This is a genomic window from Oleiharenicola sp. Vm1 (assembly GCF_047777955.1).
GTDB lineage: Bacteria > Verrucomicrobiota > Verrucomicrobiia > Opitutales > Opitutaceae > Didemnitutus.
Map to the genome: position 1 here is coordinate 348,668 of NZ_CP180537.1, position 20,811 is coordinate 369,478.

The window sequence follows — 20,811 nt, forward strand, 5'->3', positions numbered from 1 at the left end:
TACACTTTGGAGGAGATGGGGTCGTGCGGACGCGTGTGGCTGGTCGGGGCGGGGCCGGGTGATCCGGAGCTGATGACGCTGAAGGCGCAGCGGCTGGTGGCGGAAGCCGACGCGATCGTGCACGACGCGTTGATCCCGCGTGCGGTGCTGGGCTGGGCGCGTGTTGGCGCGGAGCGGTTCGATGTCGGCAAGCGCTGCGGCGCGCACGCGGCGCGGCAGGACGAGATCAACGCGTTGCTGGTGCGGCTCGCGCGGGCAGGGCGGCGCGTCGTGCGGTTGAAGGGCGGCGATCCGTCCGTCTTCGGACGCGTCGGCGAGGAACTCGCGGCGTTGCGCGCGGCCGGCGTGGCCTGCGAGATCGTGCCGGGCGTGACCGCGGCGCTCGCGGCGGCGGCGGCGTTGCAGGCGCCGCTGACGGACCGGCGCGCGAGCCCGGCGGTGGTTTTCGTCACGGGTCACCCGGCGCCGGACGCCGGGCACGCGCCGATCGACTGGGCGGCCTACGCGCGGCTCGATGCGACGCTGTGCGTCTACATGGGCGTGCGGTCGTTCGGGCGCATCGCGGGCGAGCTGGTCGCGGCCGGTCGGCCGGTCGACACGCCGGTCGCCTTGGTCTCCGCCGCGGCGACGCCGGCGCAGCAGATCCAGGTGGCGACGCTCGGCACGGCGGCGGCGGTGGCCGACGCGGTGGCGTGGCTGACGCCGGCCCTGGTGATCGTGGGCGAGGTCGTGCGCGCGGCGGAGATCGCGCGGGCGTGGCGGACGCCGGAAAACGCGTTGCCGCGCGCGGGGGCGGCGAGTTGATTGCGCGCGCATGATCCGCGTGCGCCACATCTTCGTTTCGCCGGGGCACAACTTCTTCGGCCGCTACGGCAAGCCCGCGGACACGCATCCGATCACGGAAGTGACGGAGGTCGAGTGTGTCGCGGGCTACGGGCTGCGCGGCGACCGGTTCTTCGGCTACCGGCCGGAATACAAGGGGCAGGCGACGTTCTTCGCGGCGGAGATTTTCGATGCGGTGCGGAAGGAATTCAAGGTGCCGGCGCTTTCGGCCTCGGCGTTCCGGCGCAACATCATCACCGAGGGCATCGACCTGAATGCGCTGATCGGCGAGCGGTTCACGCTGCAGGGCGTGACGTTTCAGGCCGTCGAGGAATGCCGGCCGTGCTTCTGGATGGAGCAGGCGGTGGCGGTCGGTGCGGAGGACTGGCTGAAGGGCCGCGGCGGGCTGCGCTGCAAGATTCTCTCCAGCGGCTGGCTCCGGCGCGACGTGCCATGAAACGCGGCGATCTCACCGGCGTGGTCATTGCGGGCGGGCGCTCCACCCGCATGGGGCGCGACAAGGCGCGGCTGTGCGTCGACGGCGTGGCGTTGTGGCGGCGGCAGCGGCGCGTGCTCGAGGCGGCGGGGGCGCGGCCGGTGCTTTTCGCGCTGCGTGCGCGCCAGCGGCGGTTCGCGCCGGGGCTGGTCGTCGTGCGCGACACGCGGAGCGGCGTCGGGCCGATCGCGGGCGTGCACGCGGCGTTGCGCGCGTGCGAGTCGGAATGGCTGGCGGTGCTGGCGGTGGACTTGCCGCGGGTGGATGCGGCGTGGCTGCGGAAGCTCGCGCGGTTGTGTCGGCCGGGGCGCGGGGCGGTGGGAATCTCGCGGGAGGGTTTCTTCGAGCCGTTCGCGGCGATTTATCCGCGGGCGGCGCTGGGCGAGATCGAGCGCGCCGTGGCGGCGGAAGGCAGTCACTCGCTGCAACCGCTGCTGCGCGCGCTGGTGGCGCGCGGCACGATGAGGGCGGTGCGGCTGTCGGCGCGTGCGCAGGCGACGCTGTTCAACTGGAACGCGGGCGCGCTGCCGGAGTAATGAGGCGCCGGCGGATCGCGAATTGTCCGCGTGCCGCGGGCGCACGGAGGGCGGTTGAGGTCAACCGCCCCTACCGAGCTTTATCCATCATCAGAGCGGTGCGTGGAAGCCGGCGCTGGCGCCGACCCAGGTCTTTCCCTTGTTGAAATCGACGCCGTGCATCGCGCCTTTCGTGAGGCGGACGAGTTGGTTGAGGAGCTTCGGCATCTCGCTGCCGTCGCTGGCGAGGATGAGGCGCACCTCGGCCTTGGCGGGGCCGTCGGGCGTCTCGAGGATCGGTGCGTAGACGACCTTGCGCTGCAGGAGCCACTCGGCGGGATTGGGGAGCGCGGCGATTTTCTCGCGGGTGGGCGCGATGTCGACGCCGAGGCCGGCGAAGGAGTAGAGCGGTTTGAGGACGTAGTTATCGAGATCGGCGAGAGCTTTGCCGGCGAGATCGCTGACGAGGCGGCAGTCGGGGACGTAGCGGCTTTTCAGGAGCGGCAGGGTGTGTTTGCTGATGCGGAAATACCAGTTCGGGTGGCTGACCCACTGCACGTCGAGGCGGTCGTCGCGGAGGTTGAAGCCGGGCTTGAAGTCGGGTTTGCGCAGGAGTTCGTCGAAGATGACGCGGTTGTAGATCCGCTGGATCGGCACCTCGCGTCCGCCGGAGAAATACACGAGCTGGCGGCCGCGCTGGCGGACCTTCGAGAGGCACATCGGGCGGACGTTGAGGAAGCTGTGCGTGCAGGCGAAATCGATGCGGGTCTTCTGCTTCTCAGGCTCGATCTCGAGAAGGACGACGTTCTCCGGCAGGCAGTCGCCGACGATGGCGGAGCGCAGCTCGTCGAGGTAGCGCTGGTCGTCGAGGCCGCCGAAGTAGGGCGTGAACTCCGGCGGGATTTCCGGGAAGTGCGCACGGTAGGCGCCGGTGAGCAGAACCTGCCAGCAGGCGACGGTGGGAAAGCCCTGCAGCTCGATCAGCTGCGGCACGACGCGACCATCGGCGTCGAGGCAGAGCGCGAAGTCGATGCAGAGGAAGTGGGGAAAATCGGTCTCGTGCGGGACCGAGAGGTTTTTCGGGACGGCGTTGGCGGAGTGCTGGCGAAACTCCGGCGTGGCGAGCTGGCGCGTGATGTCGGCCGCGGCGTCGACGAGCGCGCGGGTGGTGGCCTCGTCGAGGAAGAGCGGCGACTCGGCGACGCGGAAGTCCACCGGCCAATACATCGAGCGGTTCAGCTCGCGTGTGAGGGCGGCGTAGCGGGCGTCGGTGAACGCGGCGTTGTAGCGCTGGCGGAGGGCGGGGATCATGAGCGGCGACGGGAGTGATGCCGCGAGGAAGCGTCTTCTTTGGCCACGGATTTCACGGATAGAAACGGATTAGGCGAAGGGGGCGCTAGCGGACGACTCGTTTCCAGCGCAGGTCGACGAACTTGAAATTGAGGAGCAGCGCGAGGCGGAGTTGGGTGATGGCGAGGTAACCTTCCATCTGGGCAAGGTGAGTCGGCGTGAAGACTTCAACCACCTTGGGGTCAGCGACGACGAGATCGTCGACGATCATGTCGGGGACCAGCGTGTCGACGAGTTCGCCTTCGTAGCGGACGTCGAAACGGCGCTGCAGATCGACTTTGTGGCCGCGCTTGCGCAGTTCGATCACGAGCGAGTTCTGATAGGCTTTTTCGTCGAGGCCGGGCTTGAGCGTGTTGAGCACCTTCATTGCCGCACCGATGATAGCCTCGCTGATTTCAGCGTGAATCAGTTTCTCGGTGCTCATGCGAATGGGGGTATGATGGGGGGGCGAGTGGGAGTGGCGGCTCGGGCGGACGTTCTATTTGACCACGGATTTCACAGATTGAGACGGATTATTCGGATAGCGGTGGCGAGCGTCGTATCAATGATCGCAGCGTCATCGGTGACATCCGTTTCCATCCGTTCAATCCGGGGTAAAGAAAACGCTCGGTCGCGGCGTGGTGGCGCTCGGTCTCAGATCAGGAATTTGCCCTTCGCCATCACTTGTTCGTCGTCGAGCCAGATGTCGAAGTTCCGGCCGACGCAGTCGATGTGGGTCGTGCTCTTCCAGGGCTGGCCGGTGTGTTCGCTATACGGGTGGCCGAAGGCGATGTGGATGCCGGGGAGTTTCTCGTCCTGCAGGATGTGACCGATGATGTGCGTGCAGGCGAGGTTGGTGCCGATGGCGAATTCGCCCACGCGGTTCGAGTTCTCGTCGGTGTGGCAGTAGGCGTCGAACTCGCGGAGCAGTTCCTGGTTCGCGCAGGCGAGGCCGGCGATGCGGTTGTCCTTGATGTCGATCGTCAGCGGCGTGGCGGCGATGTCGCCGTATTTCTGGCAAAGGTAGTCACCCACCACGCCGTCGACGACGAAGCGGCCGTTCGAGTTGAACGGCGAGGTGAAGATTTCGCCGCCGGGCAGGTTGCCCCACTTCTCGGGTGAGATGAGGCCGGAGGTTTTGACCCACTTCAAAGACTGTGAGAGTTCGGCGACGTAGTCGGTGCCGGCGGCGGTCTTGCAGGTGACGCGTTGCGCGCGGCGGCATTTCTCGATCAGCTTCTGCGAGAGCGCGTCGATGGCGAGGAAGTCGGCGCGCATGCCCTCGAGCATGATCTGGCGATTGATGTTCACCATGTGGCCGTGGCGGATTTTGCGCGGGTTGATGACGTCCATCATCTGCATGCGCGTGCGCAGTTCGCCGGTCTGGGTCTGGCAGGCGTAGATCGAGACCTGCGACTGGGCGAGGTGGGCGAGGATCGCGGCGGGCATGTCGCGGTGCGGGCGCGGGCCGTATTCCTCGAGGATGAAGACGTCGTAGGCCGCGCCGGTCTGCTTGACCTCGGCGACGAGCGCGGCGGCGATCTCGGCGCAGGCGTTGTCGGCGATGATCGTCATGCGCTCGTGCATTTGCAGGCGCAGGCAGACGTGGATCGCGTTGCGGGCGCCGGGCGTCAGCTCCGGGTCGAAGGTTTTCGGGAGCGTGGCGGCGTGCGGCATGGCGGAGGACTGGGGACGGATGACCGAGGGCAGAGGACCGTTGGCAGATGGGCGCGGAGCGTCGGAATACAAGGTGCGGAGGTGTTAGAGAGGAAGGCCGTGGTGGGTTTCGGAAATGATGTAGTCGACCACGGCTTTGAGATCTTTCGTCTTTTCCCACACGGCGATCTGTCGGTCGGCGCCGGTGCCCTGGGCGAGAATGGTTTGGACGTAGTTGATTTCGTCGCGCGAGCCCAGTTCGTCGACGACATCGTCGATGAACTCGAGGAGTTCGGCGATGAGGGAGCGAGTCTCGACCTCCTCCTGTTTGCCGAAGTCGATCATCTTGCCCTTGATGCCGTAGCGGGCGGCGCGCCAGCGGTTCTCGTTGATGAGGCGGGCGCGGTAGGTGCGGAAGCTCATGTTCTGCCGGTGCAGCTGGTAGAGCTTGGCGGTGACGGCCTGCATGATGGCGGCGAGGCAGATGGTCTCGTCGACGCGCATCGGGATGTCGCACATGCGGAACTCGAGTGTGCCGAAGAGCGGATGCAGGCGGATGTCCCACCAGATTTTTTTGGCGTTATCGATGCAGCCGGTCTTCACCAGCAGGTTGACGTAGTTGTCGAACTCCTCGACGGACTCGAACAGGTCGGGGATGCCGGTGCGCGGGAAGCGCTGGAAGATCTGCAGGCGATACGAGGCGTATCCGGTGTTGCGGCCGACCCAGAACGGCGAGTTGGTCGACAGCGCGAAGATGTGCGGCAGGAAGTAGCGCGCGGTGTTCTGCAGCTGGATGGCCGTCTCGCGATCGGGCATGCCGAGGTGGACGTGGAGGCCGAAGATGAGGTTGGCGCGCGCGACCTGCTGGAGGTCGTTGATCACGCCCTGATAGCGCTCGCCGGGAGAAATCTTCTGGTCGATCCAGTGCGAGAACGGGTGCGTGCCCGCGGCGGCGATGCGGAGGTTGGTCTTCATCGCCAGCCGCGCGAGGTCGGTGCGGAGGCCGGTGACGGATTTGCGCGCCTCGGCGACGGTGTGGCAGATGTCGGTGCCGACCTCGACGACCGACTGGTGCATCTCGGGTTTCACGCGCTCCTTCAGGATCATCTTGCCGCCCTCGATGATCTCCTCGATGTGCGATTTCAGCTCGCGCGAGACCGGGTCGACGATTTGGAACTCCTCTTCGATGCCGAGGGTGAACTGGTGTTTTTTGCGCGTGGGCATGGGCGATCGATGGATGAAGGACGAGGGATGAAGGAGGCGCGAGGACGGGGCGAGCGGGTGCCTTAGGGCGGGATGAGGGCGCCGAATACCGTCGTGCACGACGCGGCGGCGCCGAGAGCAGGCGGGGTTCGGCGACCCCGCCCTACAAGTGAGCGGCGAAGGCTGGTCGGCGCGCCGGGCATCATTTTTCTTCGCGGCCGGGGCGGCGCCGAGGCGTTCGCCGCGGGCGCTGGCCTGGACGAACTTGCCCCAGGTGAGGTTGTCGGCGCCGTCGCGGTGGGCCTTGGCGCGGGCGACGAGCATGCGGGCGGCGGCTTCGACGACCCAGGCGAAGTTTTCCTCGCCGACGGAATTGCGGTCGGCGTCGGGCGCGGGATTGCAGAAGTCGATCGCGTAGGGGACGCCCTGGCTCACGCCGAACTCGACGGTGTTGAAGTCGTAGCCGAGCGCCTGGTTGAGCGCGAGGACGTCGCGCTTGATCCGCTCGAGCAGCGCGGGGGCGGCGGGCGGGCGGTTGACGACGTAGCGCAGGTGGTGGGCGTTGCGCGGCTCGTAGGGCATGATGCGGACGTCGGTGCCGCCGATGCAGTAGCAGCGGTAGTAGTCGTCGAACTGCACCTCGGACTGGAGGAGCATGACCAGCTGGCCGGTCTCGTTGTAGGCTTTGAAGAACTCCTCGCGGTTGTTGACCTTGTAGACGTTCTTCCAGCCGCCGCCGGCGTGGGGCTTGAAGTAGGCGGGGAAGCCGACGTAGCCGAAGATGCCGTCCCAATCGAGCGGGTAGGCGAGGTTGCTGAACGACTCCGCGCTGCAGTCCGCCGGGTGGTCCTTCGAGGGCAAAATGACGGTGTGGGGCACGGCGACGCCGAGCTTGGTGGCGAGACAGTTATTGAAGAACTTCTCGTCGGCCGACCACCAGAACGGGTTGTTGACCACGGCGGTGCCGTTGAGCGCGGCGTTCTTCAGGTAGGCGCGGTAGAACGGCACGTCCTGCGAGATGCGGTCGAGGATGACGGCGTAGGGCGACGGTTCGCCCTGGGCGACCTGGTTGATCGTGACCGGCTCGGCGGTGACGGCCGGGTCGTTGAGGGAGTTGATGCGCTCGATGAGGGCGTGGGGGAAAGTGCGTTCGCGGCCGAAGAGGATGCCGATTTTTTTCATGGGAAGGACGGGTTAGACGGGGAGGAGGGAAAGGTAATGCGGGAACATGTCGCGCCAATAATTCCAGTCGTGGCCGCACCACTGGCGGTCGTCGAGGAAGTGCGGGATGCCCTTCGAGTGGAGCAGGTGGGAGAGATGGCGATTGCAGTCGCGGCAGATGTCGCGGTCGCCGGTGCCGAGGATGATGCCCATGCGGCGGATATGGTCGAGGAACCACGGGTCGCCGAGGCCGGGCAGGTAGTCGACGGGGTTGTTGAAGAAGGCGTTGTCGTCGAAATAGCCGTCGAGGAACGAGCGGATGTCGAAGGCCCCGCTCAGGCTGATGCAATACGCGGCGACATCCGGGTGGCGGAAGGCGAAGTTGACCGAGTGATAGCCGCCGAAGCTCGCGCCGGCGACCGCGATCCGCCCCTGGCCGGTCTCGTGCTGGGCGCGCGCGACGACGTCGTGCAGGATCACGCGCTCGTAGGCCATGTGGGTCTTCACGCGGTCGGCGGGGTGGATGGACTTGTTATACCAGCTCCGGTCGTCGATGCCGTCGGGGCAGTAAAGCTTGATGCGCCCGGCGTCGACGAGGTGCGCGACGGAGCCGACGAGGCCGAAGTCCTTGTTCTGGAAATAGCGTCCGAGCGAGGTCGGGAACAGGATCACCGGCAGGCCGCCATGGCCGAACACCAGCATCTCGAAATCCCGGCTCAGGTGCGGCGTATACCAGCGGACATGTTGCTCGTGCATGCGGGGGGCCGGGAGCAGGCGTTGTGCCTTCCTGCATAGGCATCGGCCGGACGGGCGCAAGCCGCCGGCGGGCCGGCGCGGGAGTTTTACGCGCCCGGGCCCCCTTCCGCGCCGGGCTTGCTGTTGGCGGCGCCGCGCCCGTAGCGTCCGCGCCGCCCGATGTCCGAATCCGCCCGTCCCTCCCGTCCTGCCGCCCGCCCGCGCCGTCTCCCCGCGCGCCGCAGCTCCGCGTGTTCGCGCGGTTTCATTCGCGGATCTTCCGCAACAGCCGCGATGTCACGGTCTGGACCCCGCCGGGCTATGGCGACCCGCGGCGGCGGCACCCGGTGATCTATTTTCAGGACGGCCAGAACGTCTTCGAGCCGAAGACGGCGTTCGGCGGCGTCGCCTGGGGCGCGGGCGAGGCGGCGGCGGGGCTCGTGCGTGCCCGCGAGATCGCTCCGCCGATCCTCGTCGGCATCGGCAACACCGGCGTCAACCGCATCAACGAATACACCCCGACCCGCGCCGACTACGAGGGCCCGGACGGGGCGAAGCTCCGCAGCGCCGGCGACGCCAAGCGCTACGCGCGCTTCGTCGAGACCGAACTGAAGCCCTTCATCGACGCCCGCTACCTCACGCTGCCCGGCCCGCGCACGACGTCGGTCGTCGGCTCGTCGATGGGCGGGCTGATCTCGCTCTACTTCGGACTCTGGCACCCGCGCGTGTTCGGCAACGTCGCCGCGCTGTCGCCCTCGCTGTGGTGGGACGACCGCGTGGCGCTGCGCGATTTCGCGCGCCTGACGCGCCGGCCCGACGTGCGGCTCTGGCTCGACGTCGGCACGGCCGAGCCGGGCTGGGAAGTGGTGTCGCTGTTCCGCGACACGCTCATCGGCAAGGGCTGGGCGCAGGGCGCCGACCTCGAGTATCGCGAGATCGCCGGCGGCGAACACAACGAGGCGGCGTGGGCCGCGCGGCTGCCGGACGTGCTGCGCTTCCTCGTCGGCCGCGAGCGCGGCTGAGGCGCCGCGCCGATCGTCCGTGCGTCGCGTCCGCTCGTCCCGGGCGCGGTTGCCGGAGACAGGTGGAGCGTTTCCGTGGCGGCGATGAGCTTTGCCTTCATTCCCGCCAACCGCTCCTCGGGTGTCGTCGCTCGCCCGCCGCCGCCGAAGCTGCCGGAGCGCGCCCCGTTGTCGCGCAAGCGCGTGCTGCTCCTGGCCGCGCTGGCCGTTTCCGGGGAGTGATCGGTTACTGCGGTGTGAAGTGGGGCGGCGCGTTCCTGCCGCCACTCGCCGGGCCGAAGTGGCTGAAGATTTTTCCGCTGCTGTCGCTGCCCCTGCTGTGGCTCGTGGTGGTCGGGTGGCATGAGTTGGGGCACGTGGTCGGGGGCTGGATGGGCGGTGGCCGGCTGCTGCTGTATGTCGTGGGGCCGTTTCAGTGGCGGCGGACGCCGGCGGGCCTGAAATTTGCGTGGAACCGTCACGTAAACCTCGCGGGCGGCCTCGCGGCGTGCCTGCCGCTCGACGCGCGCCTCGTGACGCCGCAGCGTTTTGCCCTGATGATTGCGGGTGGTCCGGTGTTCAGCCTCATCGCTGCGGCGCTGCTGTTCGCTGCAGCGCAGATGCTCGGCGCGGCCGGCACGGGCGTTGGGAGCGTGCTGCGGCAGCACGTCCTGTTGCTGGGCGCGGGTCTCTCGCTGCTGATATTCGTGGTGACCGCGCTGCCGGGCACGGCGGGCGGCTTCAAGTCGGATGGACGGCGCTTCGCGGAATTGCTGCGCGGCGACGAGCGTGCGCAACAGGAGAAGGCGATGATTGCGCTGACGGTCGGTTCGCTGGGCGGCGTCCGCCCGGCGGACTACGACCCCGCGCTGCTGGCGCAGGTCACCGCGTTGCGCGACGGTTCGCTGTTCGACCTCTACGGCCACTACAACGCGTTTCACCACGCGATGGATTGCGGTGAACCGGTGGGCGCGCAGGCGGCGCTCGACCACGTGCTCGCGGGGAGGAGAAGCTCGCGCCGTTCCTCCGGAGCGCGGCGCGTTGCGACTACGCGTGGCTGCTCGCGCGCTACACGACCGAGGCGGCGACGGCGCGCGCCTGGCTTGATTCGGCGGGGCCGCTGACGTTCGATCCTGCCACGCGGTGGCGCGCGGAAGCGGCGGTCTTGCTGGCGGAGGGACGCAAGGCCGAGGCGGCGGCGGCCGCGCGCGAGGGACTCGCAGCGCTCGAGCACAAGAGCATGAGTCCGGTGCAGAACGTGTTCGCGCGCGAAGTGCTGGAAGATCTGCTCGCGCGCGCCGAGGCCTGAGCCCGCGCCTCTGCCGGGCGGATGAGGCCCGCGGCTGGCTATTTTTGGAACAGCGCGGCGAGCAGTTCCGCGTCGGGCGCGCCGATGCCTTCTCGCGTGGCGTGGCGCTCGAAGAGGCCGAAGTTGCCCTTGTAGTCCCAGTTGGCCCAAGCGAGGCCCTCGCTTTCGAGCACGCCGACGAAATCGCGGTAGTAGCGCAGCCGGTCGGCGCGCGGCACGGTCGGCAGGCAGCCGAACTCGCCGCAGTAGAGCTGCAGGCCGAGTTCGCGGGCGCGCCGGATGGCGGGCATGAGGTCCTCGCGGATGCGTTCGGCGTTCCACTCGCGGCGCGCGCTGGCGAACTGGTCGACGACGTGGCGGGGTTGCTGGGCCTCGATCCGGGCGAGTTCCGCGGCGGGGATCGGCCGGCCGGGGTATTGCACGGGGCCGGTGTAGAACTTCGTCGGCACCCAGCTGGCGCGGTAGTGCGTCAACGTGAACGGCTCGTAGTTGTGCACGCTGAGGATGAGGTTCGGATCGCCGGCGGGGACTTTCAGCGCGGGAAATTTCCACGCACCCTGCCATTTGTTGGAGCCGATCACGATCACGCGGGCCGGCTCGCTCGCGCGAATCTGCGCGTGCGCGGCGGCGACGAGGCGGTTCCAGTCCTCGTCGCGGTCGGCCACGGCCTCGTTGAGGATCTCGTAGGCGACGGCGTCGAGCGGCTGGTCGTGCAGGCGGGCGGAGAGCTCTCGCCAGAGGCCAAGGAAATGCTGCTGCGCCGCAGGATCGCGGAAGAGCGTGTTGGCCGGGCCGCCATCGTTTGCAGCGTTGAAGTGGTGCGAGCGCACCGTGTGCAGATCGACGATCGCGCGCAACCCGTGCGCGCGCGCCCAGCCGAGGGCGCGCAGCAGGTAACCGAAGTTCTCCTCGTTCGGCCGACCGTCGTCGGTCCACAGCTCTTTCTCGTCGACGGGCAGGCGCACGTGGTCAAAGCCCGCGCGGGCGATGAACTTGAAATCTTCCTCCGTGATGAACTTGTCTCGCGGCGCGCCGGCGTATTGCGAGAGCCAGTGGCTGAGGTTCGTGCCGCGGTGAATGAGAAAACCGGACGGATTGAGCGGCGTGGCGGCGAGGGCGACCGCGGCGCACAGCGCGTTGAGGCAAAGGAGGCGTAGGCCGGAGAGCATCATGGTGGGTTTTATTTCAGCGGAATGGAGAACAGGGCCACGCCGAAGGCGGGCACGGCGAGCGGCTGCGTGGCGTCGATGCCGGGCTGGGCGACGATGTCGACGGCGCGCGGCCGGCCGGGGGCATTGTGGGCGAACTCGTCGGGCGCGGCGATCGTCCAGCGCGTGGCGGCCGCGGCGGGCCGGTGGCCGGCGAGGGCGAGCGGGAGCGCGACGGCGGCGGCGGTGGGGTTGACGACGGCGACGGTGAGCGTGCGGCCGTCGGCGGTGAGCGCGGCGGCGACGTCGAGCGCGCCGAAGTCGCCCTCGAGCTTGAGCGGCACGGAGCCGAAGTGCGCGCGGTAGAGCGAGAGCACGAGGCCGGTGGTCTCCATCTCGGCGGCGGTCCGGCTGGTCTTGATCGCGCCGATGACGTTCACGGTCTGCGCGTAGAACGCCAGGTGGATGACGTCGCTCTGGCGGAAATACTCGTGCAGGCCCATGGCGACGCCGAGGGCGTCGGCCTGGTCGTAGACGCAGCCGAGTTCGCCGTAGACGTAGTCGCGATGCCAATAATTCCACTCGTCCATCGAGATCGGGATGAAGCGGCCGGAGAGGTTCGGCAGCGAGGCCTGGAGCGCGCGGTGGCCGTCGGCCTTCCGGCGGATGGTGTGCTTCAGCTTCACGACCTCGGCGGCGAGTTCGCCGCGGCCGTTTTTCGTCCAGGGCAGGCGGCCCTCGTAGAAGTGCTCCGAGATCACGTTCATGTGGTCGGCGCAGGCGAGGAGCATGCCGTGCGACCAGGTGTGGCCGGACTTCGCCTGCTCGGGGTCGTTCTTGGCGTTGATCGTCTCGAGGTCGCCGACGGCGGCGAGCTGGAGCGACGGGTCGACCTTCCACATGGCCTCGGCGACGAGGTTGTGTTTGATCGTGTAGTGCGAGAGCTGCATGAAGCCCAGCTGCCACGGGCCGAACATCTCGTTGCCGACGCACCAGTAGCGGACGCCGTAGGGCGCGGGGTGGCCGTTCTGCGCGCGCCAGCCGCCGGCGAGGGTCGAGGCGTCACGGTTGCAATACTCGACCCACTGCGCGGCGGAGTGGGCGTCGCCGAAGCCGGTGTTGGCGGCGATCATCGGCTCAGCGTCGATCTCGCGGCAGAAGGCGATGAATTCGTCGGTGCCGAAATCGTTGTGCTCGACGCCGGTCCAGGCCGGGTTCTTGCGCGGCGGACGGCGGTCGCGGTCGCCGATGCCGTCGCGCCAGTCGTAGCCGCTGACGAAATTGCCGCCGGGCCAGCGGTAGATGGAGCCGTGGAGCTGTTTCAGCAGCGCGAGTGTGTCGCGGCGCAGGCCGTGGACGTTGTCGGCCGGCATGAGCGAGAGCGTGCCGAGGAGGACGTCGGCGTCGGTCGCGCGCACCTCGAGCTGGGCGTGGTCAGTGCTGGCGCCGGCGGTGAAGGCGAAGGGCTGTTTCGCGAAGTCGCCCGGCGCGGCGGTCACGCGGACGGTGGCGCGATCGCCCGCACCCTCGCCCCAGACGAGCGTGACGTCGACGGCGGCGGGTTTCGCGCCCGGCGCGCGGAGCCAGAGGTAACCGGTGTAGCCGCGGCCGGCCACGACGCCGAGGTCGCGCTGGCGGAGGCCGGCGCCGGCGCGCAGGAGGGGCGAGTGTTCGCCGACGAAGGCGTTTTCCTTCACCATGCGCACGCCGTCGGGCGCGCCGATGATCTGCCAGGGCGAGGCGCCGACGACCGGGTAGGCGGTGTCGGTGAGGCTCTTGTAGGGCGCGTAGTCGGGCGTGACGGGGAAGTAGAATTTCCGGTCCTCGAGCATCTCGGCCCAGATGCCGCCGTAGATGCAGCGGCCGAGGTGCTCGATGAATTGCCCGTAAATGAACGGATGGATCGGCGCGCCGGTGCGGGCGGGGTCGATTTTGAGGACGGGGTTGGAGGCGGACACGACGGACAGCGGTGCGACCGCGAACGTGCTGGCCAGCAGCAGGGAGCGAAGAAGGGGCATGGGGTGATTCGGGATCGAGGCCCGATCACTCAAGCCGAAGGGCGCCGACGGGCAAGGCTCGCGGCTTTCTATCTATTGCACGGCGATGGAGTCTGTTTGCCGCCGGCGACGTTCAAGCGGCCGCCAGAGGCGCCCGCGAATTTCGCGCATTCACGCAAGGGAGACTTTCCCGGGCGGAGTTGCCGCATCGGCGTCATCGCGCGAGTGGCAGGGGCGGATTTTCCCCGGCGGCATTCGCGACCATTCGCGTTATCCGCGGGCGGGCTTCTTCCGGAGCTCGCTCAGTCGCGCAGCAGGCGGTCGATCCAGGCCGAGGCGAGCTGGGTGGCGACGACCGAGAATGTGAAGAGGTAGAGCCCCAGCCCGATCTGGAGCTGGGCCAGCCCGGCGGCCTTCATCGTGACGATCAGGATGGCGACGACGAAGACGTCGAGCATCGACCACTTGCCGAGCGTCGCGACCCAGTGGTGCAGGCGCTGGATGCGCGAGAGGTCCTTGTCGCGCTCGAGCCAGATCAGGGCCAGCAGTCCGAGCTTGGCCGCGGGGAAGACGAGCGTGAACAGCGTCAGCACCGCGAAGAGGAAATACTCGCCCTCCTGGAACAGGGTGATGATGCCGCCGACCACCGAGATGGCCTCGTGGAAGATCCAGAATTTCGCCACGTGGAAGAACGGAAAAAACACGCCGCTCAGAAACAGCGTCGCGGCGGCGACGAGCAACGCGGGCACGGCGGCGGACGAACGGGCGGACGTGGACATGGACGAATGCAGACGGAAGCAGGCGCGGCGCGCAAGCGTGGTGCGGAAGCCGACAACGGGGGGGCGGCGACCCCGTCCTGCAGTGGAGGATCGCGGGCAAGAAAGAGGGCCCGCCTTGCGGCGGGCCCTCGCGCACCCAGAAAGGGGCGGAAAGGACGGCGGTTTACTCGAGGCCGGTGACGGTGACGTCGTTCGGGTGGTCGACGGTGAACTTCACCGTGATCTCGCGCTTCTCGCCGGGCTTGAGGTCGAGCGTCCACTTCAGCGTGCCCTCGTCGGTGGGCTTCACCTCGCTCGCGGCGGGGGCGAGCTGCTTGATGACGATCTTCTCGTTGCGCGAGAGCGGGAGCTGGTCGACGACGATGACGCGCTCGGCCGACTTCTTGTTGTTCTGGATCGTGAGCAGATACTCGTAGGTGATGCGCTTGCCGGAGTTGGTCAGGCCGGTGTCCTCGGTGAACTTTTGCACGCGCTTGTGCTTCACGCTGATCCCCTCGTCGGCGCCGAGCGCGAGGTCGAACTTCTCGCCGGCCATCACGGTGCGGAGATTGCTGGTGGCGACGAAGGTGCCGTCGAGGAAGACGTTCATCGCGCCGGCGAGCAGGGGGAAGTCGGTCGAGTTGACCACCTTCGTGGTGAGGAACGCGGTCTGCTGGCGCTTCGGGACGGTGAGGTATTCGGGGTTGGCCGCGAGCTTGGCGGCGGCGATCGGGACCTTCTGCGCGGAGCCGTCGCTCGGGATCGTGGCGGCGGTGGCGATCTTGAAGGACGCGCTGGTGGCGCCGGCTTCGACGGTGGCGGCGGCGGTTTCGGCCTCGGGCGGCGGCGGGGCCATGTCGGCGGGGGCGTTGGTGGTGAAGGCCTGCAGGTTCACGACGCGGGCGGCATTGAGCTTGGCCTGCCGTTCGCGTGTCTCGGCCGCGTAGGCGTCGCGGGCGGCCGCCGCCGCCACCATCGGGCGGTCGACCCACACATCGAGGTTCCAGGCGATGAGCGTCGGCGCCGCGCCGCCGAGCGACGGGCGGGCGGTCGAGAGCGTGAGGGCGACGTTCTTCCAATCCTCGCCGGTGGTCTGGCGGACGACGCCGAAGTAGCCCAGCGCCACGGTGCGTTCGCCGCTGAGGACGCGGGCGTCGTAGCTGGGCGTCCAGCGGGCGTTGCCGACGGTGTAGGAGAGCGCGAGCTCGAGGTTGCCGGCCTGCGCGGCGGAGACGCGGACCACGACGGTCTTGAAACCCTTGCTGCCGGTGCCGCGGAGCTCGTTGAGCTGCTGCTCGAGGGCGGCGATCTTGTTGCCGAGTTCCTCGCGCTGCTGGTCGATCTTCTGGTTCGACTGGGCGATTTCAAGGAGCTGCTTCTGGCCGAACTCGAGCGTGGCGCGGACGTCCTCGAGCTTCGGGCGGCCGGCGTCCTTGGTGGCGGCGACGGCGTTCTTCATGAACTCGTTGATGCTGTCGCGCTGGCTGCCGAGGACAGCGACCTCGTCGGCGAGGCGGCGGTCGTCGTTGCGGAGGGCGCGGAGCTGGTCCTCGACCTCCTTCACCCGGGCGTTGGGGGTGAAGTCGACGAAGGTGCGGCGCGCGGCGACGTCGAGGATGGTGGCCTGCGCCGTGCCGCGGCCGCTGACCTGGACGGACTGGTCGAGCAGCGACTCGGGCAGGTTGGCGAAGACGAGCTCGGTCTGGCCGCCGGCGAGGTCGACGGTGGCGGTGCGGGTGACGACGGCGCGGTCGGTGTAGACCGTGACGGCGGAGATGGTGGACTCGACGGGCGCGGCGGTGAGCGCGCCGGCGAGCAGAGCAAGGAGGGCGGAGAGCCGGAGGGATTTCATGGATGCGATTGGGTGCAAGGAGACCACGGATGGCCGGGGAGGTTCTTAGAGAAAATCTGTTCAAAGCGCCACGCTGCGCTATGAATCGGTCATGCCTCAGCTCAGCGGTCAGGTCGTCATCATCACGGGCGCTTCGTCGGGGATCGGCGAGGCCACGGCGCGCCGCCTCGTGCGCGGCGGGGCGAAGGTGGTCATCTCCGCGCGCCGGCAGGACCGGCTCGACGCGCTCGCGCGCGAGCTCGACCCGAGCGGCGCGGCCGTGCTGGCGGTCGCGGGCGACGTGACGAGCGACGCCGACCGCCGCCGGCTGGTCGAGGCGACGCAGGCGAAATTCGGCCGCATCGACGGACTGGTGAACAACGCCGGCTACGGCACGCGCGGACCGGTGGAGATCATCCCGGTCGACGCCATCCGCCGGAATTTCGAGACCAACGTCTTCGCGCTCGTCGCCCTGACCCAGCTGGTGCTGCCGGTGATGCGCGCGCAGGCCGGCGGCTGCGTGGTGAACATCGGCTCCGTGGCCGGCCGCATCGCGCGGCCGCTCTCGAGCGTCTACGACGCGACCAAGCACGCGCTCGAGGCGCTGACCGACGGCCTGCGCGGCGAACTCGAGCCGTTCGGCGTGCGCGTGACGCTGATCCGACCGGGGTTCATCGTCACCGAGTTCATCGCCGCGGCCGACAGCGCGTCGGAGAAGCACCTGGAGAATCCCGGCCCCTACGCGCCGTTCCTGGCCGGCTTCCGCGTCGGCTACCAGAAGCTGCGGCGCGTCGCCGGCGTGCCGGACGACATCGCGCGCTGCGTGGAGACGGCGCTGACGAGCGCCAACCCCGCGCCGCGCTACAACGCGCCGCTGCACGCGAAGTTCTTCCTCTTCCTGAAGTGGGCGCTGCCCAGCCGCCTGCTCGCCCGCATCACGCGGCTGCGGCGGTAGCGTCGCGCCGCTGAATCCGCGCGCGGCGGCAAAACGTAGCTTCTTCCGATGACTGCTCACCTCACACGCCGCTCGGGTTGGATGCTGGCCGGGTGCATTGCGGCCGCCTTCGTCGCGGGCGCGATCGGCTCGGCGGCGACGTTCGCGAACGTCCGCTCGTGGTATCCGGGCCTGATCAAGCCGGCCTGGAACCCACCCAACTGGATCTTCGGTCCGGTCTGGACGACGCTCTACGTGCTGATGGGCGTGGCGGCGTGGCGGGCGTGGCGGACCGGTCCCGCGGCGCGCCCGCTGCTCGCCGGCTACGGCGCGCAGCTCGTGCTCAACGCGGCCTGGTCGATCCTGTTCTTCGGGCTGAAGCAGCCGGCGTGGGCGCTGGTCGACATCGTCGCGCTCTGGGTGCTGCTCGCGTGGCTGGGCGTGCGGTTCTGGCAGGCCGACCGGCTGGCCGGCGCGCTCTGGCTGCCCTACCTGCTCTGGGTCAGTTTCGCGACGGCGTTGAATGCCGCGATCGCGGCGGCTGAACTGAACGTCGTCCCTCCGAGGAGCGACACAAAACACCCCCGCGGCGCAGCCGCCTCACGCGGCGGCGCGGCGAGGAAGCGGGGCGGGTGCGCGGGCCTAGCGGTCGCTCACCGGGGCCGGCGGCTCCGCCGGCTTCTCCGTCTTGCGAAACGCCAGGCTGCCGACCCAGGCGGCCAGGGCGGCGCCGAGGAGCATGGCCAGGACGCTGGTCCAGAGCGGCAGGGTGTGGCCGGCGATGCGCACCTCGGGTTGCACCAGCAGGCGCCCGAGGTGGCCGAGGGCGAACAGGCCGAAGAGCACGGTCGAGACGCGCAGGGCAAGCGAGCGGGAGTGCAGGACTTCGTGCAGGGTGAAGTGATGAGCGGTCATGACATTCTCCTTTCGTTCGGACGGCGACGTGCCGCCGAGCGTAGGCTACCGGCGGCGGCGGCCGAGGACGAGGGCTTTTCTTGGAATGACCGCCGGGCGGACGGCGCCCGCGACCTCACTCGCCGGCGGTGGGCTTGCCGGCGAGGAAGGCGTGCACTTCCGCGGCGAACTTCGGGCCGATGCCCTCGGCCTGCGCGATTTCGTCCGGCGTGGCGGCGCGCAGGCGGTCGATCGAGCCGAAGTGGGCGAGGAGGGCCTCCTTGCGCTTGGCGCCGAGGCCGGGGAAGTCGTCGAGGATGCTCTCCTTGATCTTCCGCGAGCGGAGGTCGGCGTTGTAGGTGTTGGCGAAGCGGTGGGCCTCGTCGCGCAGGCGCTGGAGGAGGTTCAGGCCCGGGTGCGTGAGCGGCAGGTTCAGCGGCACGCGCTCGTCGGGGAAGATGATCGTCTCGTGCTTCTTCGCCAGGCCGATCATGGGCGGCGGCGGGCACTCCAGCGCGAGGAAGGCCTTCAGCGCCGCCGCGATCTGGCCGCGGCCGCCGTCGATGACGACGAGGTCGGGGAACGGCTTCTGTTCCTCGATCAGGCGGCGGTAGCGGCGGCCCACGACCTCCTCCATGGCGCGGAAGTCGTCGTTGCCGATGAAGCTCTTGATGGAGAAGCGCCGGTAGTTGTCCTTGTCCGGCACGCCGTCGGTGAAGTGCACCATCGAGGCCACGACGAACGTGCCGCTGATGTGCGAGATGTCGAAGCACTCCAGGTGGCGCGGCGGCGCCTCCAGGCCGACGGCCTCCTGCACGGCGCGCAGCGCCTCGTCGTTCGGGCGCAGGCGGGTGAGGTCGCGGGTGAACTTCCGCGTGCGCGCCAGCGTCCGCTCGAGGGCGAGCACGACGTCGCGCAGCTCGGCGGCCTTCTCGAACTCCTGCTTCGCCGCGCGCGCCTGCATCTCCTCGCGCAGCTCGTCGAGCCACTCGCGGCTCTTGCCGTCGAGGAAGTCGCAGGCCTGCTCGACCCGGGTGCGATACTCGGCGGCGCTGACCTCGTTGGGCCAGCCGTAGAGCTCGGCGCGGACGTCCTCGTAGAGCTGCCAGCGGCCGTCGGGGAGCCGGGTCGGGTGGGCGTCGCCGAGGAGGACGCCGAACTGCTTGCGCATGGTCGCGAGCGTGCGGCGGAGCAGGCCGGAGTGGGCGAAGGGCCCGAAGTAGCGCGAGCGGTCGTCCTTGCGGAAGCGCGTGAGCGCGAAATGCGGCAGCTCGTGCTCGAGGTTCACGCGGACGAGGAGGAAGCGCTTGTCGTCGGTGAAGTCGGTGTTGTATTTCGGGCGCCACTGCTTGATCAGCTTGCCCTCGAGGAGGAGGGCCTCGGGCTCGGACTTCACGTCGATGGTCTCGAAGTCGGCGATCATCTCGATCAGGGTGCGGATCTTCGGCTGGTGGCGCAGCTGGCGGGCGCGGCCGGGCTGGAAGTAGGACGAGACGCGCTTCTTCAGGCTCTTGGCCTTGCCGACGTAGATGATGCGGCCGAGCCGGTCCTTCATCAGGTAAACGCCCGGCGTGTCCGGCAGGGCGCGGACCTTCTCGCGGAGGGCGTCGATGGAGCGGGACTCGGGCATGGCGGCGTGCGGCGGCTGGATTTTTGGGAATTTAGCGCTACGGTGCGGCTCCAGACATGGCCGACCACCCGACGAACAATTCCCAGCCCGCCGCGGCTGGCAAATCAACTCCGCGCTTCGAGCTCGTGACGCTCGGCGACGAGTTGCTCCTCGGGCTCACGGCCAACTCGCACCTGACCTGGCTCGGCGCACAGCTCGGCCGCCGCGGCGTCCAGCTCGACCGCAACGTCACCGTCTCCGACGACGCCGACACGATCGCGCGGCAATTCCGCGAGAGCTGGGCGCGGGCGGACGTCGTCATCACCACCGGCGGCCTCGGGCCGACCTGCGACGACCGCACGCGCGAGGTCGTGGCCGAGGTGCTCGGGCAGGAGCTGGTGTTCGATCCCGCGATCATGGCGGCGATCGAGGAGCGCTTCGCGAAGTTCAACCGCCCCTGCACGCCGAACAACCGCAAGCAGGCCTTCCGCTTCTCCCGCGGCGAGGTGCTGCCCAACCCGAACGGCACCGCGCCCGGGCTCTGGGCGCAGCAGGACGGCAAGGTGCTCGTCATGCTGCCCGGCCCGCCGAACGAGCTGCAGCCGATGTTCACCGAGCAGGTGCTGCCGCGCCTGGCGCGGCTCGGGCTGGTGTCCGAGCAGGAGTCCTACCTCCAGCTGCGCACGGCCGGCGTGGGCGAGTCGATGCTTGAGACGCGCTTCCAGCCGATCTTCGACCGCTATCCCGGCCTGGGCATCGCCTACTGCGCGCACCAGTGGCAGGTCGACTGCCGCGTCAGCTCGCCCGACGGCCGCTACCCGCGCGAGACGCTCCGCGCCATCGCCGAGGAGTGCGCCGCGCTGCTGGGCGACGACCTGATCGGCTTCGGCCACGACTTCGATCGCGAAGGTCACCGCCGACCACCTGCGCCAGAGCGGCCGCACGCTCGCGGTGGCGGAGTCCTGCACCGGCGGGTTGCTCTCGAACAGCTTCACCGACATCTGCGGCGCGTCGAAATTCTTCATGGGTGGCATCGTCGGCTACAGCAACGACGCCAAGATGCTCCTGCTCGACTGCCCCGAGTGCCTGCTTTCCCAGCACGGCGCGGTCAGCGCCGAGTGCGCGGTGGCGATGGCCTGCGGCGTGGCCGAGCAGCTCAGCGCCGACTACGGCCTCGCCATCACCGGCTACGCCGGGCCGACCGCGGGCAATTGCGAGGAGAACGGCGTGGGCACGATCTACATCGGCCTGCATTCGCCCGCCGGCGACTGGTCGAAGAAGCTCAGCTACCCCGGCCAGCGCGGCACGGTGAAGCAGCGCGCGGTCACGGCCGCGATCGACTGGCTCCGCCGCGAGGTCGTGCGCGAGGCCCGCCGGGCGACGCAGCCGCTGGTCAACTGAGCCTGCGCTTGC

At 68.9% G+C, this 20,811-nt stretch carries 20 protein-coding genes and 2 pseudogenes; 11 read left to right on the forward strand and 11 right to left on the reverse strand.

The window, feature by feature from the left end:
• Positions 1 to 72 precede the first annotated feature (72 nt).
• The 3 genes from cobA to ACMYLB_RS02440 are packed head-to-tail and all read left to right on the forward strand — an operon-like array spanning position 73 to position 1,854.
• Positions 73 to 804, forward strand: coding sequence for a uroporphyrinogen-III C-methyltransferase (gene cobA / locus ACMYLB_RS02430; RefSeq protein ID WP_415909394.1), 732 nt, complete (start codon positions 73 to 75; stop codon positions 802 to 804).
• A 10-nt stretch (positions 805 to 814) separates the two neighbouring features.
• Complete coding sequence (locus tag ACMYLB_RS02435; RefSeq protein ID WP_415909395.1) at positions 815 to 1,279, forward strand: MOSC domain-containing protein; 465 nt, start codon at positions 815 to 817, stop codon at positions 1,277 to 1,279.
• Positions 1,276 to 1,854, forward strand: coding sequence for a molybdenum cofactor guanylyltransferase (locus ACMYLB_RS02440; RefSeq protein WP_415909396.1), 579 nt, complete (start codon positions 1,276 to 1,278; stop codon positions 1,852 to 1,854). The genes ACMYLB_RS02435 and ACMYLB_RS02440 overlap by 4 nt, the downstream gene beginning before the upstream one ends.
• Before the next feature lie 90 nt (positions 1,855 to 1,944).
• On the opposite strand, the gene ACMYLB_RS02445 is transcribed toward ACMYLB_RS02440, so the two are convergent.
• The 5 genes from ACMYLB_RS02445 to ACMYLB_RS02465 form a co-directional block, all read right to left on the reverse strand.
• Positions 1,945 to 3,144, reverse strand: a complete 1,200-nt coding sequence (locus ACMYLB_RS02445; RefSeq protein ID WP_415909397.1) for a hypothetical protein — start codon at positions 3,142 to 3,144, stop codon at positions 1,945 to 1,947.
• A gap of 85 nt (positions 3,145 to 3,229) precedes the next feature.
• Positions 3,230 to 3,607, reverse strand: a complete 378-nt coding sequence (locus ACMYLB_RS02450; protein ID WP_415909398.1) for a GxxExxY protein — start codon at positions 3,605 to 3,607, stop codon at positions 3,230 to 3,232.
• 209 nt (positions 3,608 to 3,816) lie between these two features.
• On the reverse strand, positions 3,817 to 4,839 hold the full coding sequence (locus ACMYLB_RS02455; RefSeq protein WP_415909399.1) for an aminopeptidase: 1,023 nt from the start codon (positions 4,837 to 4,839) through the stop codon (positions 3,817 to 3,819).
• Positions 4,840 to 4,923: 84 nt separating this feature from the next.
• A complete protein-coding gene (locus tag ACMYLB_RS02460) occupies positions 4,924 to 6,042 on the reverse strand; it encodes a carboxylate-amine ligase (RefSeq protein ID WP_415911142.1) in 1,119 nt (372 codons plus the stop codon).
• 1,173 nt (positions 6,043 to 7,215) lie between these two features.
• Positions 7,216 to 7,938: an esterase family protein gene (locus ACMYLB_RS02465; protein ID WP_415909400.1), complete on the reverse strand. Its 723-nt coding sequence runs from the start codon at positions 7,936 to 7,938 to the stop codon at positions 7,216 to 7,218.
• 230 nt (positions 7,939 to 8,168) lie between these two features.
• Between ACMYLB_RS02465 and ACMYLB_RS02470 the strand changes: the two genes are divergently transcribed.
• The 4 genes from ACMYLB_RS02470 to ACMYLB_RS02485 all read left to right on the forward strand — a co-directional run bounded on the left by ACMYLB_RS02470 (position 8,169) and on the right by ACMYLB_RS02485 (position 10,227).
• Positions 8,169 to 8,939 carry an alpha/beta hydrolase gene (locus ACMYLB_RS02470; RefSeq protein WP_415909401.1) on the forward strand — a complete coding sequence of 257 codons (771 nt, stop codon included), beginning with the start codon at positions 8,169 to 8,171 and terminating at the stop codon, positions 8,937 to 8,939.
• Between the two features lie 84 nt (positions 8,940 to 9,023).
• Positions 9,024 to 9,161, forward strand: coding sequence for a hypothetical protein (locus ACMYLB_RS02475; protein ID WP_415909402.1), 138 nt, complete (start codon positions 9,024 to 9,026; stop codon positions 9,159 to 9,161).
• Positions 9,158 to 10,042 carry a hypothetical protein gene (locus tag ACMYLB_RS02480; protein ID WP_415909403.1) on the forward strand — a complete coding sequence of 295 codons (885 nt, stop codon included), beginning with the start codon at positions 9,158 to 9,160 and terminating at the stop codon, positions 10,040 to 10,042. Before ACMYLB_RS02475 ends, ACMYLB_RS02480 begins: the two co-directional genes overlap by 4 nt.
• A gap of 41 nt (positions 10,043 to 10,083) precedes the next feature.
• Entirely contained in the window at positions 10,084 to 10,227 is a 144-nt protein-coding gene (locus ACMYLB_RS02485) for a hypothetical protein (protein ID WP_415909404.1), read from the forward strand.
• Between the two features lie 38 nt (positions 10,228 to 10,265).
• Here the strand turns inward: ACMYLB_RS02485 and ACMYLB_RS02490 are convergent, their stop codons facing one another.
• The 4 genes from ACMYLB_RS02490 to ACMYLB_RS02505 all read right to left on the reverse strand — a co-directional run bounded on the left by ACMYLB_RS02490 (position 10,266) and on the right by ACMYLB_RS02505 (position 15,982).
• Complete coding sequence (locus ACMYLB_RS02490) at positions 10,266 to 11,399, reverse strand: glycoside hydrolase family 5 protein (protein WP_415909405.1); 1,134 nt, start codon at positions 11,397 to 11,399, stop codon at positions 10,266 to 10,268.
• 8 nt (positions 11,400 to 11,407) lie between these two features.
• On the reverse strand, positions 11,408 to 13,393 hold the full coding sequence (locus tag ACMYLB_RS02495) for an alpha-L-arabinofuranosidase C-terminal domain-containing protein (protein WP_415909406.1): 1,986 nt from the start codon (positions 13,391 to 13,393) through the stop codon (positions 11,408 to 11,410).
• A 281-nt stretch (positions 13,394 to 13,674) separates the two neighbouring features.
• Complete coding sequence (locus ACMYLB_RS02500; RefSeq protein WP_415909407.1) at positions 13,675 to 14,151, reverse strand: paraquat-inducible protein A; 477 nt, start codon at positions 14,149 to 14,151, stop codon at positions 13,675 to 13,677.
• A 163-nt stretch (positions 14,152 to 14,314) separates the two neighbouring features.
• Entirely contained in the window at positions 14,315 to 15,982 is a 1,668-nt protein-coding gene (locus ACMYLB_RS02505) for a mucoidy inhibitor MuiA family protein (protein ID WP_415909408.1), read from the reverse strand.
• A 91-nt stretch (positions 15,983 to 16,073) separates the two neighbouring features.
• Between ACMYLB_RS02505 and ACMYLB_RS02510 the strand changes: the two genes are divergently transcribed.
• Both ACMYLB_RS02510 and ACMYLB_RS02515 read left to right on the forward strand, forming a co-directional pair.
• Positions 16,074 to 16,916: an SDR family NAD(P)-dependent oxidoreductase gene (locus ACMYLB_RS02510; RefSeq protein WP_415909409.1), complete on the forward strand. Its 843-nt coding sequence runs from the start codon at positions 16,074 to 16,076 to the stop codon at positions 16,914 to 16,916.
• Positions 16,917 to 16,964: 48 nt separating this feature from the next.
• A pseudogene (locus ACMYLB_RS02515) lies at positions 16,965 to 17,435 on the forward strand (TspO/MBR family protein); the annotation flags it as partial.
• A gap of 102 nt (positions 17,436 to 17,537) precedes the next feature.
• Here the strand turns inward: ACMYLB_RS02515 and ACMYLB_RS02520 are convergent.
• Together ACMYLB_RS02520 and ACMYLB_RS02525 are read right to left on the reverse strand one after the other, a co-directional pair.
• Complete coding sequence (locus tag ACMYLB_RS02520) at positions 17,538 to 17,810, reverse strand: hypothetical protein (protein WP_415911157.1); 273 nt, start codon at positions 17,808 to 17,810, stop codon at positions 17,538 to 17,540.
• Positions 17,811 to 17,925: 115 nt separating this feature from the next.
• On the reverse strand, positions 17,926 to 19,419 hold the full coding sequence (locus tag ACMYLB_RS02525; protein WP_415909410.1) for an excinuclease ABC subunit UvrC: 1,494 nt from the start codon (positions 19,417 to 19,419) through the stop codon (positions 17,926 to 17,928).
• Positions 19,420 to 19,475: 56 nt separating this feature from the next.
• On the opposite strand from ACMYLB_RS02525, the pseudogene ACMYLB_RS02530 reads away from it, so the two are divergent.
• Positions 19,476 to 19,976: pseudogene (locus ACMYLB_RS02530) on the forward strand (competence/damage-inducible protein A); the annotation flags it as partial.
• Between the two features lie 373 nt (positions 19,977 to 20,349).
• Complete coding sequence (locus ACMYLB_RS02535; protein ID WP_415909411.1) at positions 20,350 to 20,799, forward strand: CinA family protein; 450 nt, start codon at positions 20,350 to 20,352, stop codon at positions 20,797 to 20,799.
• The last annotated feature ends 12 nt before the right edge of the window (positions 20,800 to 20,811 follow it).

Excerpts from the sequence above, each read along its gene's own strand:
- cobA (WP_415909394.1), top strand. The coding sequence starts at position 73 with ATGACGCTGAAGGCGCAGCGGCTGGTGGCGGAAGCCGACGCGATCGTG.
- ACMYLB_RS02435 (WP_415909395.1), top strand. The coding sequence starts at position 815 with ATGATCCGCGTGCGCCACATCTTCGTTTCGCCGGGGCACAACTTCTTC.
- ACMYLB_RS02440 (WP_415909396.1), top strand. The coding sequence starts at position 1,276 with ATGAAACGCGGCGATCTCACCGGCGTGGTCATTGCGGGCGGGCGCTCC.
- ACMYLB_RS02445 (WP_415909397.1), bottom strand. The coding sequence starts at position 3,144 with ATGATCCCCGCCCTCCGCCAGCGCTACAACGCCGCGTTCACCGACGCC.
- ACMYLB_RS02450 (WP_415909398.1), bottom strand. The coding sequence starts at position 3,607 with ATGAGCACCGAGAAACTGATTCACGCTGAAATCAGCGAGGCTATCATC.
- ACMYLB_RS02455 (WP_415909399.1), bottom strand. The coding sequence starts at position 4,839 with ATGCCGCACGCCGCCACGCTCCCGAAAACCTTCGACCCGGAGCTGACG.
- ACMYLB_RS02460 (WP_415911142.1), bottom strand. The coding sequence starts at position 6,042 with ATGCCCACGCGCAAAAAACACCAGTTCACCCTCGGCATCGAAGAGGAG.
- ACMYLB_RS02465 (WP_415909400.1), bottom strand. The coding sequence starts at position 7,938 with ATGCACGAGCAACATGTCCGCTGGTATACGCCGCACCTGAGCCGGGAT.
- ACMYLB_RS02475 (WP_415909402.1), top strand. The coding sequence starts at position 9,024 with ATGAGCTTTGCCTTCATTCCCGCCAACCGCTCCTCGGGTGTCGTCGCT.
- ACMYLB_RS02490 (WP_415909405.1), bottom strand. The coding sequence starts at position 11,399 with ATGATGCTCTCCGGCCTACGCCTCCTTTGCCTCAACGCGCTGTGCGCC.
- ACMYLB_RS02495 (WP_415909406.1), bottom strand. The coding sequence starts at position 13,393 with ATGCCCCTTCTTCGCTCCCTGCTGCTGGCCAGCACGTTCGCGGTCGCA.
- ACMYLB_RS02500 (WP_415909407.1), bottom strand. The coding sequence starts at position 14,151 with ATGTCCACGTCCGCCCGTTCGTCCGCCGCCGTGCCCGCGTTGCTCGTC.
- ACMYLB_RS02505 (WP_415909408.1), bottom strand. The coding sequence starts at position 15,982 with ATGAAATCCCTCCGGCTCTCCGCCCTCCTTGCTCTGCTCGCCGGCGCG.
- ACMYLB_RS02510 (WP_415909409.1), top strand. The coding sequence starts at position 16,074 with ATGCCTCAGCTCAGCGGTCAGGTCGTCATCATCACGGGCGCTTCGTCG.
- ACMYLB_RS02520 (WP_415911157.1), bottom strand. The coding sequence starts at position 17,810 with ATGACCGCTCATCACTTCACCCTGCACGAAGTCCTGCACTCCCGCTCG.
- ACMYLB_RS02525 (WP_415909410.1), bottom strand. The coding sequence starts at position 19,419 with ATGCCCGAGTCCCGCTCCATCGACGCCCTCCGCGAGAAGGTCCGCGCC.